Here is a 13,567-nt window from a genome sequence, read left to right as displayed (position 1 = left end):
AGGTGAAAAAGGGAAGCCTCGGGGTGTGGGGTCAGGGCAAGCGCACCGGCGTTCTGTCGCCGCTGGCAAATCGGCGCAGCACGGCGGGGTAGAGCAGATGTTCCTGCACCAATACCCGCGCGGCCAGCGTGTCGGCGCTGTCACCCGGCTGGATCGGCACGCGGGCTTGACCCAAAATGGGGCCGCCATCCAGTTCTGCCGTGACCTCGTGCACCGAACAGCCGCCTTCCGCGTCGCCCGCGTCAATGGCGCGTTGGTGCGTGTTCAGCCCTTTGTATTTTGGCAATAGCGACGGGTGGATGTTCAGGCAGCGCCCGGACCATTTCCCCGTGAAGCCTTCGGTCAGGATGCGCATGAAGCCTGCCAGACAGATGATGTCAGGGCGCGCCTGTTCCAGCACATCGTTCAACGCGGCCTCGAACCCCGCGCGGTCGCCTTTGAAGTTGCGATGATCCACCACGGCAGTCGGCACGCCCAGATCGCGGGCTTTCTGCAAGCCACCTGCATCCGGCACATTGGACAGAACCAGACAGGGCCGCGCCGGATGGTCGCCGGTCATCGACTTGACCAGCGTCACCATATTCGAGCCGCCGCCAGAAATCAGGATGGCGACCCGCTTATGCGCCCCGCCCGTGTCGTTCACAGAAGCGACCCCAGATAGCTGACGCCGTCGCCCGATTGGATGCGGCCCATTTGCGTGACACGCTCGCCCGCTTGGGTCAGCTGTTCGGTCAGGGCGGTGGCCTGTTTGGCATCGACGACCAGCACCATACCCTGCCCTGAATTGAAGGTTTTCAGCAACTCGGCCTCAGACATCTGACCGGTTTGCGCCAGCCATTTGAACACCGGCGGCAAGTCCCACCCGTCCAGATCAACCAGCGCGCCCAGCCCTTCGGGCAGCACGCGTGGCAGGTTTTCGGTCAGGCCGCCGCCTGTGATATGGGCCAGCGCATGCACGCCCCCTGCCCGCACGGCTTCCAACGCCTGGCGCACGTAAAGCCGTGTCGGGGCCAACAGTGCCTCGCCCAGCGTGATCTGCGCATCCCACGGACAGTCCGCGTCCCAGCCAAGGCCCGAGACCTCGACCAGCTTGCGCACCAGCGAATAGCCGTTTGAATGAACGCCGTCGGAGGCCAAACCCAACAGCACGTCGCCTTCTTTGACACCCTTCGGCAAATCCTCGCCGCGTTCCATCGCGCCGACCGAGAAGCCGGCCAGATCGAAATCGCCATCCTCATACATACCAGGCATTTCAGCCGTCTCGCCACCGATCAGCGCACAGCCGGACAGCTCGCAGCCCTTTGCGATACCTTCGATGATCCGCGCGGCCTTGTCGGTTTCCAGACGGCCTGTTGCGAAGTAATCAAGGAAGAACAGCGGCTCGGCGCCCTGACACACAAGGTCATTCACGCACATGGCGACCAGATCAATCCCGATCGTGTCCACGTTGCCGGTGTCAATCGCGATGCGCAGCTTGGTGCCCACGCCATCGGTGGCGGACACCAACACAGGGTCTTTGAAGCCCGCACCCTTCAGGTCAAACAGCGCGCCGAAGCCGCCCAACCCCGCCATCACGCCCGGACGGTTGGTGCGTTTGGCGGCGGGTTTGATCCGTTCAACCAATGCGTTGCCCGCGTCAATATCCACGCCTGCGTCGGCATAGGTGATGCCCTTGGATGCGTCGCTCATCTGGTCCCCCGATTGACCTGCATAAAAACTGCGCCTGCGATAGCTTAAGGGGGGCAAAGAGTCCACGCCTCGCTTGACGCCGCGCACCAGTTTGCTAGCAAGGGCGCACGATGAGAATACAGTGGGCCTGTAGCTCAACGGTTAGAGCAGAGCGCTCATAACGCTTTGGTTGCAGGTTCGAATCCTGCCAGGCCTACCAAATTTGCGCCGAAAGCCACCAAATGGTGCCAACACGTGCGGCGGTCATCGGCTAAAGCGGCAAGACAAATTCGACTTTCAGCCCGCCCATTTCCGCGCTGTCGCCCAGTCGCAGATGCCCGCCATGACTGCGTGCAATATCATTGGCAATCGCAAGCCCCAACCCAACGCCCGAGCCTTTGTCCTGGTTGCGGGCCTTGTCCAGACGCGCAAAGGGTTTCAGCGCCTCTTCGCGCGCGTCCGGCGGGATGCCCGGCCCATCATCTTCGACCACAAAACGTATGTCCCCGCGCCCCTTGGACACGGACAGGCGGGCATGAGAGCCATAGCGTGTGGCATTGCCCAACAGGTTTTCCAACGCCCGTTCGACCGCCGCACGACGCATCATCAACGGGTCGAGCTCTTCGATCACGTCCAGATCCACAGAGTGTCCGGCGCGCTCTGCATTGTCGACCAGATGGTGCGCCAGTTCGTCGGGCTTGACCGGTTCGGGCGCGTCTTCCAAAGCGTCGGCGCGCGCAAAGCTCAGAAAGGCGTCGACCAGTTGCTCCATATCCGCCACGTCGCGTTCAAGATCGGCGCGACTGTCGTCTTCGATCATCGACAAGCCAAGCCGCAACCGTGTCAGCGGTGTGCGCAGATCGTGACTGACGCCCGACAACATCAGCGTGCGTTGCTCGATCTGGCGGTCGATCCGGGCGCGCATGTCCAAAAATGCCTTCCCCGCAGACCGCACTTCGGTCGCCCCAGCCAACCGGTAGGGCACCACCTGCCCCTTGCCGAACGCCTCGGCGGCGCGGGCAAGCCGACGGATCGGGCGCAACTGGTTGCGCAAGAACAGATAGGCAATCAACGTCATCAATATCCCGGTGGCCAACATCAGAACCAACAACTGGTGCGGGTTCGACGCTGAAACCCGTTCTCGCGAAAACCCCATGCGCATCGGACCGTGCCGCGTGTCAAACCCCACGATAACCCCGAACCGGGACGAGGTCAGATCGACACCGGTCAAACTGGGCAAGCCGGCCTTCAGGGTCCGTTCAACCCGCGGACCGGTGAAATCGGTGCGTCCGATGCGCGTGTCCACAGGCGCACCGGGCAGTTCAACCCAGATCGCCAAGGGCGCGGCCACCGGGCGCACGGCCGCATTGGCGGCGTCTGGCGTTGGCGCGGCGTTCACCTCGGCGACCAGAAACGACAGCTCTGCGACGACCGCGCGGGTCATCTGCACTGTGATCCGGTTGAAATGGCGCTGAATAAAGACCACCGACACCACCAGTTGAAGCGTCACGATCGGCACAATCAGGATCAGCGCGGCACGCCCATACAGCCCGCGCGGCATGAAACGCTTGAGCCAGACGAAATCAAAGAACGAAGGTTTGGAGATATGAGCCATGCGCGAACCCTATGCCGCGTCAGCTTGCTTGCCAAGCCGCGAGCGCGCGGCCTTACTGTGCAAAGGATTCGCCAGCAAGAAGGCTGCAATGGCACACGATCACGTTTTGGAAGACCGCCCGCCCGCCGGGGTGATGTCACAGCTGGAACCGGGCATCCGCCGGATTATAGCTCCGAACCCCTCGCCCATGACCTATTGGGGCACCAATACGTTCGTTCTGGGCGAAGGCGACGTGGCCGTCATTGACCCCGGCCCCGCAGACAAGACCCACCTGCGCGCCCTTCTGGATGGGCTCGAGCGCGGCGAACGGATCACGCAAATTCTGGTGACGCATTCCCATCTGGACCACTCCCCGCTGGCCGGCCCGTTATCAGAGGTGACCGGTGCCAAAGTGCATGCCTTCGGGGACGCCGTCGCAGGGCGCAGTGCGGTGATGACAGAGCTTGTCGCACGCGGCCTTGCATCTGGTGGCGAAGGCGTCGATGCCGCGTTTCGGCCCGATATCTACCTGTCGGATGGGGAAATCTTTACCGCAGGCGGGTGTCAGGTTGAGGCCATCTGGACCCCCGGACACTTTTCCAACCACCTGAGCTTTACCGCACAAGACGCTGTTTTTACAGGAGATCACATCATGGGATGGGCCAGCTCATTGGTTTCACCGCCGGATGGAGACCTGACGGCTTTCATGTCATCGTGCCAAAAGCTCGCCCAACGACGCGACCGGATCTATTATCCGGCACATGGCGCCGCGATCGACACGCCCGCCGCCCGCATCGCGTGGCTGATTGGCCATCGAAAGTCACGCGAAGCCAACATTCTTGACCTTCTGTCCGACGGCCGCCCCGCGACCATCCCCACCCTGACCAAGGCAATCTATACCGAAACGCCGAAGGCCCTGATCCCCGCAGCCGAACGCAACGTCTTCGCCCATCTAATCGATCTGGCCACCCGCGAAATCGTCGCCGCGAGGCCACAGCTTGACGCTCGTGCAGAATTCCTGCGGATCGCGTGAAAAAAACATCAAGCCCTCTTGCGGCCCTGAATCACTCTTGCTATATCGCCCCTCATGTTCCGGCGTAGCTCAGCGGTAGAGCAGTTGACTGTTAATCAATTGGTCGTAGGTTCGATCCCTACCGCCGGAGCCAAATTTACCAGCTATAGCAAGCACTTAAGCGGCCCCTCTCGCGGGGCTGTTTTGCTATTGGCGGCTCGTACTAGCGCTATGCTAGCCGCCTAGCACGAGTCATAGCGCAGTCAGCAAAAGCGCCCCGCAACCCATGCTGCGAGGCGCTTGTCGGTTCGGGCAGCGAAGGAACACCGCCGCCGACTGGTCCCGATGGTTTTACGTCCGTCGGTTTCCTCAAGGACGTGCGGCTGGCAAGGCCGCGTCCTCGTGGGCCACTCCAATCACGCGGTTATTGGCTGCGTCTGTGCCCCTTCGGGGGCGCTTTGCACTCGTCGCACATCCTCACCCTGACCACATCGTCAGACCAGAATCGCGTCGAGCACTTCATGCACACGCGCCAGCCGACCATGCGGACGACGCGCGGCGGGTTGTGGTCAAGGTCGAGGACAGGTTCCCGTCGCTTGCATCCGTCGAAGCGCCAAGCCTCAAACCTCGGTTCCCTGAACCCCGAGGCCTCCCTACCAGCGCCGTTTGCAGCGCGGGCTTTGCGGGTGCCGCCCTTACCCCCTTGGCCCGGTGCGGCCTGCGGCTGTGGGGGCGGCTGTAGCGGCGGCTCGCCCCGGTGCCAGCGCACCAGCCACTCTGGCTCGTCCGTCATCGCCACAAGCGCCATACCTCATCGCGCGCCCACCGCTTGAGGCAGGCCAGCACCCCGCCCGTGCCGTTCTCCCCGAACATGTCGGTGCGGTCGAGGTTGTTCGCTTCAACCGAGTCCCGGAACTCCGCCTCGAACTCGGGTGTCCCGAACCGCGCGATAGGATGGTTGTCACGCGCATCCTTCAGCGTCTTGGCCTGACGGAGGAGGTGGCGGGCGCTTGGCATGTGGTCAACCCTCGCCCTTCAGCACGCGCAACGCTTCACCGAGGCGCAACGCGGCAGCGAGGTTCGCGTCACTGCGGGCTTGCCGATCTTGGGCCGCCTCCAACTGGTGCTGGCGAAGCACCTTCTGCTCGTCGGGCGTAATGGTGTTGTCTGGGTCGTGGCGCGAGGTCTCGCGGCGATAGGCCCGCCCGTTGGCATAGGTGATGGCGCCACCGTCACTGTGGTCATATTCGACAGGTCGTGCGTTTGAGAATGGAATGCTCGGTGCGGGTCGTCTCATTGCTTTCTCCGCTCCCTGATGGTCGGCCAATCCGCCAGCGACAGGAACAGCTCACGGGCATCCCGCCGCACCTCGGGGTCGTCGGATGCAAAGGTGAGGTTGTGGACCTCGGACATGAAGATCGCGTGTTCCAGCGCTTCCTCGCTCTCGTAGGGTAGCAGTTCGATTGGACCGGCCATGTAGTCTGCCATCGACAGCGCCCAGTTGACGGCGCGCTGGTAGTTGGCGAGCGGCTGGACGCAGAGCAGGCGGCGCGGCCCGGTGCTGCCGTGCAGGAATGTGGCCACAACCGTATCCGTCGCCAGCGGTCTGCCGACATGCACTTGGTTCCGTTTGGTCTCGATGTAGCTCATCGGCCCCCCTCGCGGTCTCGTTTCAGCGCTTCCAGCTCCTGCGCCAGTTCCTCGGTCAGGCGGGCTTCGTTCAACGTGCCGATGGCGGAAATGATCTGCTGCCCCACGTCCGGGGGCACCTGACCGGCAGCGACACCGGCCAGCACCGCCTCGATCTGCTTCGTCATCGGCGCTTCGGGGTCGAAGTCGAACTCGACCGTCTGCGACTTGCTGCGCAGGTTTGGCGCGATGCGGTTGAGGACATGACCACAGGCCGTCATATCGCCAGCCTTTGCCGCGTCCAGCACGACGCGCACAACGTCCAGACCTTCCTCGTTCAGAGCGCGGGCGATCTTGTCGCTCTTGCTGAGCGATCCCTTCGGGCGTCCGGCAGGGTTGCCGCTGACCCCCTTGGGCCAGCGACCGCCGGGCGGGGCAGGATCAGGCACGAAGCCTTCCATCCAGCTAGGTTTGATTACGTCTGCCATTGGCACCTGCATCAACAGTTTCGGTTCAGGGGTCAGGCGTGCTTCCGGTAGACTTTGGCGGAGGCGTTGCGTTTCCGCCGGTAGGCATCCGGTCCTTCGGTGCGGAAACCGACGGTCTTGCCGTCCGGGCCGGGGATGGGGACTTGGACACCGCCCACCGCGCGGATCGCCTCTTTCAGGACGCGAGGTCCGTTGATTTCGAGGTAGTCGCGGGCAGCGGTCATCGCGCGGACGCGCTTCGCCACGACTGGCTGCCGCACTTCGTGATACTCGCGCAGGAGGACGCTGTGGATTTCGGGCGTCAGGCCCGACAGCATCGCAGGCCCGCCAAGTGCAGCACATGCCACCTCGTCGTCGCCGTTCTTGATCGCCTGCCGCACGAGGTCGATACGGTTCGGGGCGACCTTCAGGTGCGCCCGGATTTCGGTGCTGACGACCGCTCCAGCCTTCTCCTTCACTGGGGCGACCAGTTGCGCCTCGTAGGCCTTGATGGTCTTGCCCATCGCGGCAAGTGTGCCGTCGAGCTTGCGCGTGACGGCCTCCAGCTTCGCCATTGCGTGGTCGTCGGTCTTGAGCAGCGCGGCAGGCTCGGTCAACGTCGGGTCGGAAAACGCGGCCTCCCGAACGTCATAGATCGAGCCTAGGTAGGTGTGGGCCGCCTCCAGCGCCTCTGCGGCGGGATTGACGAAGACGCGCGTATCGTCGTCCACGTCGCTCATAGATGTGATGTTGTCGGGGTGAAGGCTCAGCGGAACCCTCGTATCAACGTCTGCCATGTTGTCCTCTTGATGCCTGAGGGAAGCCTGTTGCGGCTCCCCATAGGCTAGGACGCTACCTGTTCTTCGCGAAGTTCAGCAACGAAATCATGCACTTGGATACGAAATGCCCCATATTCCAAGTAAGTGGGTCGAGCCTGTCGGCACTTTTCGCTTGCGCCCTCGGGGTGAAGTGTCGGGCTTGGGGTGTCTGTAACTTATGGGGGAAGCAGACATGAACGACATGACCACAGTGAAGCCGCGCAGCATCCGCCCGGCACGCCCGAAACCGCTGCCTCTCTACCTTCGCGCGGAATGGCGCACCGACATGCCAACACCAGCCCCGGCGGATGGTGCTGCGCTGCTGGCGCAGGCACGGGCCGGGCGCATACGCGCGCTGGCCGCGTGCAAGCCCGCCCGCAGGTTGGCGGCGCTCAAGCCGGTGGTGGAGGCGGTATGGGCAAGCCCGAGCTTCCGGGAGCGGATCGAGGCTATACAGGCTCGCCGGGAGGGAGGTGTGGCCATAGCTGCCGAGTAGCGCTCGCTAGCCGCCGGGCTACAGCGACAACAGCCACGGGCCGGGTGCTACCCCGGCCCGTTTGCATGAGCGCGGCTGTGCTGCCGCTGTGTGCGCTCCCGTCACTCCCTTTGGACTAGCCCGGTCGTCACCGTCGATGCTAAATGGAACAGGGGTTCGCGGGCGGCTCTTGCCAGTCGAATTGTTCACAGTGAGAATTGAAGCACGAAATTGATGAGGGAATTGCATGGACGTTAATGAGCTTGTTGGGCTGGCCAATTGGATGAACGAGCACGTGAACCCGGCTATGTCGGTCTATGAACAGTTGGCTAGTTCGATGGAGCAAAATGCGACCAACGGGAACAAGGTGCCACTACGTGAGCACCTGGACGCCGTGCAGCAAGCCCTGCTCGACATGCCCGTATCGCAATTGAGCTATCAACAGACTGACCTCTTGGACGACATGGAAGTCGGCGACCTGCTCGGCGAGAAGGGCTGGCGCTTCGTTGAACGCACCGTGAAGGAAGGCAACTACGATCCAGCCAGTGCCGCCGCTGACATTCGCAAGGCCAAGCAGCGCCTTGACAGCGCACTCCAACAATTCAAGCAGACGCGTCAGTCGCTATCCGCAGTCGGCATCACAGGCGAACCGGACTACGAGGCATCCGACAAGGTGACGGTTCGCGTCCGCTTCAAGGATGCTGTCGAGATCGAAAACGTGACCCAGCTCAAAAAGTGGTCCGCCGAATGGTATGATATCTCTCGTGGCTTGGCGATGGCGGCAGGTGAGCGGCCAGAGGATGTTGAAGTAAAGGGGGCGACCACAGGCTCACTGATTATCGTCCTTGGAACGACTCTCACTGTGGCGACCATCATCGCCCTAATTATGAAGCAAATTGCTTCCACGGTGAAATCGTCCATGGAGATTGCGCATACTCTCCAAGACTGGAAAATGCGTAAGGTGGCGGATGCTGAGGTCGAGCGAGTGCTCCTCGCGCGGCGCAAGAGTGTCGAGGATGGTGGCGTTCAAGACGCCCTCGAACTGGTCAAAGAGAAGATCGGCGCGCGCATTGCAGGCGACGTTGAGAACGCGCTCAAGAAGTCCATCGAAAAGATGTTTCGGTTCACGTCCAAAGGCGGTGAGGTGGATATGTTGCCCCCGCCCGAGCCCGCAGATGACGAGGAGTTGGACGATGCGGTAGCTGAAGCCATCAATACGATCACCGAGAACGTCGAAGAGATGCGCACGCTCAAGGCTGCCACACAGCTACTGATCGAGGACAAGGCAAACGACGCACCAGACGATGACGCGGACGAGGGTGAAGCGGGCGAATGACTGTTCGAGGCTAGCAACCGGCTAGGCGGCTCCCGATAACCACATGCCGACCTGACCCATTCCCGCCTGTTTACGCCCGTTTAGCAAATGCTGGCGGGCATATACGGAATATGCGGGTCGGCTGAACTGACCGAAATTACCAAATTAGCAGCATTACTGCATTACTCTTATACCCTTTACCGCTCGTAAGGCAGAGGCCACCCTATGTAATGGAGAGAACAGCATAACCAATGGTAATATAGTAATTTGAGTAATTTTATAGGTAAGTGTTTGTTTCCCTTCCCGATTCAAATTAGCCAGCCACGGTAATAATTACTGCGGCTGGCAGCAGAGCTAGTTCATGTGGTCATAGTCCGGGAGGCGAATAACGCGAAACGCTTTACCGTGAAAGCCGTAGGCATCAACTACCTTGTCCTTGGCAACTTCCATAAGGTAGCCGTTGCCAATCATAGAAGCGATGCACTCTTCCAGTGCGCGGGTTGCGCCCAGCTTGTGGTTATAGAAGGCAGCGGCCTTGGCCGTTCTCACTTGCAGGTAGTTCCGCGGGACAATGCTGTTCTGCCGCATGGAGTCAGGCACCTTGTAGCTCTCCGGCACCTCGTTGAGCAGGTATTCCGTGAGCATACCGACCAGCTTGCGCTCCCGTGCATCGTCACCGCTGCCAACATCGCCACCATCAAGCCGCTTGGTGAAGGCTGCCGTGTCGCGCAGCACAAGGTTGATGGCCCACCGCGCGTGCGCGAGGGTGATGAGCGGTGCGCGCGTGCCGTAGCTGTCAGCGACCGCCAGCAGCGCTGCAATACGCAGCACCTTGAGGCCCGCCCGGTTCCACATCTGGCGGCGTGACTCGTCGCTGCCGCACGCCTCAATGAGAGGGTCGCACACGTCGGCATCGAACAGTTCCAGCTCCACGGCCGCCGCTGGCGTTCGCTGCACGAGGTGGTAGAGGTCCCGCTGTTCCATCAGGGACGACATCGACATGAGGTTCAGCACTGACTGCACGAGCTGATGCGGCGGCTCCTTGGCAGGCGACAGGTTCTTGGGCGGTCGCTCGCCGCTATACTCGATGATCGTGAACCTCGACATGAACCCGTCTTCCATCATCCCCGTGGTGAGGGATTCGAGGAACGTCCCGGGCGTGGTTTCGCCAACAAGGCTGTAGCTGGCACCGAAGATGGATTCGACATTGTTGTCGGTAGCGCTGTAGCTGAGGCCCCCGGCCACCGAGGTCGGGGCGGACTTCGCATAGAGGTTGGTCCACTGGGTGCGGAGCGATTGCAGGGGGCCGTTGCGGCTGTCCTCGGCCAGTTGCTTGAACTTCCTGCCAAGCTCGCCGCTGACGTTGACGAAGCAAGGGTTGTTGACGAGCGCCTTAATCAGGGCAGGCCCAGACGCATACTCGGTGAAGTCAGCGCACTCCCGAATGTGCGGGTCCATCTTCCGGCACGTCGCAACGATCTTGCTGATGCCGCTGTGCATTGCTTCCTTACCAATGGCAGACCGAGCGACGAGGACCAGATACAGGTTGAGACCCGATTCAGGGATATGCCACTGACGACCGCAAATGCCAGCCAACAGACCGAGCGTCCCGACGACCGCCACTTCCTTCACCGGACGCAGCGCAGCGCCGTGCATGTAGCGGGCGATTTCACCGGCGAACCCCGGCGGCCAGTCCAGTGGCGCGGGCGTGGGCGGGCGCAGCGTGGTCACCTTGCGCCGCCGTGGTGCAGCGTGCGCCCCGTCGTCCCAGAAGATCCCGATGGACGCCCGTGCCTTCTTGCGTGCTTCCGCTTCCTGCTCCGGGGTCAGTTCGGGGGCTTCCGGTGCAGCAACCGCAATCGCCTGCCGCGCCTGCCGGGCGATGCCAAGCAAGTTCAGCCCCGTTCCCAAGTCCCAGGAGTTGCCGGGAGGCTGATACGTCGCCCAGTCGGTGTCGCCGGTCGTATCGAGGTGCAAGCCTTCGTTGCCGCTCTCAGCGGCCTGTCCCATACTGCTCATCAGCAGGTTCCTTTCATCTGCATTCTGCTACTTGTCCTGATGACTGAGGGGATCGGGTCGCGCCGGTCCCCTTTTTCGTGGGCACGGCTATGACCGTGCTGGTTTGCGGGCGTGCCCGAGGTGGGCGCACCCTTGCTGCGTTGCGCGTATTGGCGGTGATCCGACTTGTTCATGGTAAACGGGTCGGCTCAGACAGCGGTGTCGCTGGTGCTGCGCTTCTCGCCCGATGCCAACCACGCGAGCACGTCAGGCTCAGCATACCAGCACCGCCGGGTGCCCTTCGGGTTGAAGTAGCGCGGGCCGGTGCCCCGCAGACGCCATTGGTCCACTGTCACGGGGTGAACCCCGATCAGTTCGGACACCTCAGCGGCGGAGAGTGGGCGGTTGCGAGGGACGTATGCGAACTGGGCGCACAGCTCCTCGAAGGTCGGTTCTTTGTGGGCCATATAAGTGACTCCGGCGACAAGTGTTGGCTTGCGCTGTGGTCACCAGCACCAGATCATGCCGAATGCCGATCTGGCAGTGTCCGATGCCCTGGGGGACTGGCTACCCTTGCTTCACCGGCTCTCGGAGACAGTATTCTTCGCGTGCCCCGTCTCCGGCACGATGTATGGCAAAACTAGCTTAGCTGTCGCACAGTCGGCAAGCGCGAATTGCCATTCTCAGGCCACAATTTGCACATTGATATAGGTCACTTAGCACCCATCAATGAAAACGGCGAGGATTGTAGAGCGAATGGAACTAATCAGCAGAGAGGAAGCGCGGTCGAAAGGGCTGAAACGCTTCTATACGGGCGAACCCTGCAAACATGGTCACATAGATGAGCGCTACGTTTCGACTGGCTATTGCGCCGAGTGTCATCGTGTCAGCTATCGCGTCGGATATGTGAAGCGGCGCGATGGGAATCCGTCCGATAGCTTTGCTGAATGGGCAATCGCACACCCTGAGCAAGTCAAGCCTTTGGAAAAGGCAGCATCCCCGACATTTGGTGGCGTGGGTTCCGCCCGAAAGTGGCTGAAAAAGCACCGTTCCAAGTCGAGGTAACGTGTTGCCTCGCTAATTCTTGGCTACACCGCGATCCCGCGCCGGGAGCCACCCTACCCCCGGCCAAGCGTGACCTGCGGCTACAGCCGGCAAATTTCGGGGGCTACGCGCGAGCGGGGAGCGCCACTACGTTCTTCCCGGCGGCGACCAGCCCCTTTTCCTCGATCCACGCGCCGATCTGCTCGATCTCCGGGTGCAGCCAACGGAGGTCGGTCAGGTCAAGATACGCCCGGCTCGTCACGTCCTCCTGCGCGGGCTTGTGCCCAATCAGCAGGTCGGTGCGGAACTTCTCAATGCGGCATTCCCGCTGCGAAATGTTCGAGAGCGTCTTGCGAAGCCCGTGCGCCCCGACGATACGCCCCGCCACCTTGTCCACCTCGTCCAGCACCGCGCGGGGGTCGGTGATGTGACCGGCCTTACCACGGCTCGGGAACACATGGTCGTTCCCGTCCACCTTCTCGCAGGCCTCAAGCACCTTCGTCGTTGCGGTTGAGAGCGGCAGCATGATCGGCTTGCCCTGCTTTCGGTCGCCGAGGAACCAATACGACTTGGCGGGGTCGTCCTTGTCGATGTGAACGTCGCTCCACCGCAGACGCGCGGCCTCGGATCGGCGGCAACCTGTGGTCATCAGGAACAGCACGAAATTCACCCCGGCCAGCGCATCGCGGTTCCGCGCGGTCAGGCGGGCGTCGTGCAGCGCATTCCAGACCTCGCCCACCTTGTCGAATGGGACGTATCGGTCGGTCCGATCACCCGCCGGTGCCCAATGACGCTTCATCGCGGCGACCGGGTTGTGCGGGATCAGCGGCGTGCCATCAGGCAAGGTATGCTCGTCGGCGGCGTAGTTCATAATGATGCGAAGGACGACCATCGCACTGTTCGCGCTGCCCGGTGCCCCGCCCTTCCGCTTCTTCCCCTTGAGGCCGTTCTTGACCAGCTCAGCGTGGCGGGTCTTCACCATGTCGCGGGTGATGTTGACCACAGGCATGTCGGCCCAGTCCTTGAAGGTCTTCTCGATGAAGAACCGATACCAGTCCTTCGTGCTCTCCTTGAGCTTGCCGGGCCGAGCTAGATAGCTGTCGAAGCATTCCTTGAGCGTGACGCTTTCGGCCTCGGCCTGCTTCTTCACCGCCCTCGGGTCGATCCCCTCGCGCATCTGCTGAAGCAGGCTCTGCGCCTTCTCCCGCGCCTGCGCCTCGGTGTAGAGGCCATAACGACCGATGGTGATGATGACCGCTTTCCCGTTCACCCGTCCCTGGGCGACGAACGCGCGCACCCCGCTGGCGGTGACGCGGTGGCCGTATCCGCCCACCTTGTCGTCCCAATGAATCTCGTATCCCGAGGCGGGCTGTTGCACCTTGTCGATGTAGGTCTTCGTGAGCTTCGGCATGTGGTTCTCCTATGCACATGCTAGCACCATGCTAGCACTCTAGGATTGCCTAGGACATTCTGCCATTATCACGCAACGGCTTCAAGTCATTGTTTTTACACGACTTTGTATGCTGTCGCTAGCTTGCGCTATCTGC

The 13,567-nt window shown here is 61.9% G+C and carries 14 protein-coding genes and 2 tRNA genes; 5 read left to right on the top strand and 11 right to left on the bottom strand.

All coding sequences use genetic code 11. The features are described from left to right. Window positions 1–31: 31 nt before the first annotated feature. Window positions 32–643, bottom strand: coding sequence for a phosphoribosylglycinamide formyltransferase (gene purN, locus Q0864_RS04885; protein ID WP_298566630.1), 612 nt, complete (start codon window positions 641–643; stop codon window positions 32–34). Beyond that, complete coding sequence (purM, locus tag Q0864_RS04880; RefSeq protein ID WP_298566629.1) at window positions 640–1,689, bottom strand: phosphoribosylformylglycinamidine cyclo-ligase; 1,050 nt, start codon at window positions 1,687–1,689, stop codon at window positions 640–642. Before purM ends, purN begins: the two co-directional genes overlap by 4 nt. A gap of 123 nt (window positions 1,690–1,812) precedes the next feature. Between purM and Q0864_RS04875 the strand changes: the two genes are divergently transcribed. After that, a tRNA-Ile gene (locus tag Q0864_RS04875) sits at window positions 1,813–1,888 on the top strand. 51 nt (window positions 1,889–1,939) lie between these two features. Here Q0864_RS04875 and Q0864_RS04870 read toward each other — a convergent pair. Next, window positions 1,940–3,283, bottom strand: a complete 1,344-nt coding sequence (locus Q0864_RS04870) for an ATP-binding protein (RefSeq protein ID WP_298566628.1) — start codon at window positions 3,281–3,283, stop codon at window positions 1,940–1,942. An 88-nt stretch (window positions 3,284–3,371) separates the two neighbouring features. Between Q0864_RS04870 and Q0864_RS04865 the strand changes: the two genes are divergently transcribed. Together Q0864_RS04865 and Q0864_RS04860 are read left to right on the top strand one after the other, a co-directional pair. After that, on the top strand, window positions 3,372–4,295 hold the full coding sequence (locus tag Q0864_RS04865; protein ID WP_298566627.1) for an MBL fold metallo-hydrolase: 924 nt from the start codon (window positions 3,372–3,374) through the stop codon (window positions 4,293–4,295). A gap of 58 nt (window positions 4,296–4,353) precedes the next feature. Then, window positions 4,354–4,428: transfer RNA gene (locus tag Q0864_RS04860), tRNA-Asn, on the top strand. 635 nt (window positions 4,429–5,063) lie between these two features. Here the strand turns inward: Q0864_RS04860 and Q0864_RS04855 are convergent. From Q0864_RS04855 to Q0864_RS04835, 5 genes are read right to left on the bottom strand one after another with little or no spacing between them, the layout of a single operon-like run. After that, window positions 5,064–5,291, bottom strand: coding sequence for a hypothetical protein (locus tag Q0864_RS04855; protein ID WP_298566626.1), 228 nt, complete (start codon window positions 5,289–5,291; stop codon window positions 5,064–5,066). Window positions 5,292–5,295: 4 nt separating this feature from the next. Beyond that, on the bottom strand, window positions 5,296–5,571 hold the full coding sequence (locus Q0864_RS04850; protein ID WP_298566625.1) for a hypothetical protein: 276 nt from the start codon (window positions 5,569–5,571) through the stop codon (window positions 5,296–5,298). Then, window positions 5,568–5,924 (bottom strand): hypothetical protein, encoded by a 357-nt coding sequence (locus Q0864_RS04845; protein WP_298566623.1) that lies wholly within the window; start codon window positions 5,922–5,924, stop codon window positions 5,568–5,570. The genes Q0864_RS04850 and Q0864_RS04845 overlap by 4 nt, the downstream gene beginning before the upstream one ends. Further along, entirely contained in the window at window positions 5,921–6,391 is a 471-nt protein-coding gene (locus tag Q0864_RS04840; RefSeq protein ID WP_298566622.1) for a DUF5681 domain-containing protein, read from the bottom strand. Before Q0864_RS04840 ends, Q0864_RS04845 begins: the two co-directional genes overlap by 4 nt. 32 nt (window positions 6,392–6,423) lie before the next feature. Then, window positions 6,424–7,167, bottom strand: coding sequence for a hypothetical protein (locus Q0864_RS04835; RefSeq protein WP_298566621.1), 744 nt, complete (start codon window positions 7,165–7,167; stop codon window positions 6,424–6,426). Between the two features lie 214 nt (window positions 7,168–7,381). Between Q0864_RS04835 and Q0864_RS04830 the strand changes: the two genes are divergently transcribed. Both Q0864_RS04830 and Q0864_RS04825 read left to right on the top strand, forming a co-directional pair. Next, the gene (locus tag Q0864_RS04830; protein WP_298566620.1) at window positions 7,382–7,684 is read left to right on the top strand and encodes a hypothetical protein; all 303 of its coding nucleotides are present in this window, start codon (window positions 7,382–7,384) and stop codon (window positions 7,682–7,684) included. A gap of 226 nt (window positions 7,685–7,910) precedes the next feature. Then, entirely contained in the window at window positions 7,911–8,999 is a 1,089-nt protein-coding gene (locus tag Q0864_RS04825; protein ID WP_298566619.1) for a hypothetical protein, read from the top strand. A gap of 333 nt (window positions 9,000–9,332) precedes the next feature. Here the strand turns inward: Q0864_RS04825 and Q0864_RS04820 are convergent, their stop codons facing one another. The 3 genes from Q0864_RS04820 to Q0864_RS04810 form a co-directional block, all read right to left on the bottom strand. Then, the gene (locus Q0864_RS04820) at window positions 9,333–10,997 is read right to left on the bottom strand and encodes a DUF3987 domain-containing protein (protein ID WP_298566618.1); all 1,665 of its coding nucleotides are present in this window, start codon (window positions 10,995–10,997) and stop codon (window positions 9,333–9,335) included. Between the two features lie 188 nt (window positions 10,998–11,185). Continuing rightward, a complete protein-coding gene (locus Q0864_RS04815) occupies window positions 11,186–11,443 on the bottom strand; it encodes a hypothetical protein (protein WP_298566616.1) in 258 nt (85 codons plus the stop codon). A gap of 701 nt (window positions 11,444–12,144) precedes the next feature. Then, window positions 12,145–13,431 (bottom strand): integrase family protein, encoded by a 1,287-nt coding sequence (locus tag Q0864_RS04810; RefSeq protein ID WP_298566615.1) that lies wholly within the window; start codon window positions 13,429–13,431, stop codon window positions 12,145–12,147. Between the last annotated feature and the right edge of the window lie 136 nt (window positions 13,432–13,567).

Origin of the sequence: uncultured Aliiroseovarius sp. (genome assembly GCF_947497285.1) — a bacterium.
Lineage (GTDB): Bacteria > Pseudomonadota > Alphaproteobacteria > Rhodobacterales > Rhodobacteraceae > Aliiroseovarius.
The sequence above is the reverse complement of the archived record's forward strand: the minus strand, read 5'-3'. Positions and strand labels throughout refer to the sequence as shown.

Excerpts from the sequence above, each read along its gene's own strand:
- purM (WP_298566629.1), bottom strand. The coding sequence starts at position 1,689 with ATGAGCGACGCATCCAAGGGCATCACCTATGCCGACGCAGGCGTGGAT.
- Q0864_RS04870 (WP_298566628.1), bottom strand. The coding sequence starts at position 3,283 with ATGGCTCATATCTCCAAACCTTCGTTCTTTGATTTCGTCTGGCTCAAG.
- Q0864_RS04865 (WP_298566627.1), top strand. The coding sequence starts at position 3,372 with ATGGCACACGATCACGTTTTGGAAGACCGCCCGCCCGCCGGGGTGATG.
- Q0864_RS04855 (WP_298566626.1), bottom strand. The coding sequence starts at position 5,291 with ATGCCAAGCGCCCGCCACCTCCTCCGTCAGGCCAAGACGCTGAAGGAT.
- Q0864_RS04850 (WP_298566625.1), bottom strand. The coding sequence starts at position 5,571 with ATGAGACGACCCGCACCGAGCATTCCATTCTCAAACGCACGACCTGTC.
- Q0864_RS04845 (WP_298566623.1), bottom strand. The coding sequence starts at position 5,924 with ATGAGCTACATCGAGACCAAACGGAACCAAGTGCATGTCGGCAGACCG.
- Q0864_RS04840 (WP_298566622.1), bottom strand. The coding sequence starts at position 6,391 with ATGGCAGACGTAATCAAACCTAGCTGGATGGAAGGCTTCGTGCCTGAT.
- Q0864_RS04835 (WP_298566621.1), bottom strand. The coding sequence starts at position 7,167 with ATGGCAGACGTTGATACGAGGGTTCCGCTGAGCCTTCACCCCGACAAC.
- Q0864_RS04830 (WP_298566620.1), top strand. The coding sequence starts at position 7,382 with ATGAACGACATGACCACAGTGAAGCCGCGCAGCATCCGCCCGGCACGC.
- Q0864_RS04825 (WP_298566619.1), top strand. The coding sequence starts at position 7,911 with ATGGACGTTAATGAGCTTGTTGGGCTGGCCAATTGGATGAACGAGCAC.
- Q0864_RS04820 (WP_298566618.1), bottom strand. The coding sequence starts at position 10,997 with ATGAGCAGTATGGGACAGGCCGCTGAGAGCGGCAACGAAGGCTTGCAC.
- Q0864_RS04815 (WP_298566616.1), bottom strand. The coding sequence starts at position 11,443 with ATGGCCCACAAAGAACCGACCTTCGAGGAGCTGTGCGCCCAGTTCGCA.
- Q0864_RS04810 (WP_298566615.1), bottom strand. The coding sequence starts at position 13,431 with ATGCCGAAGCTCACGAAGACCTACATCGACAAGGTGCAACAGCCCGCC.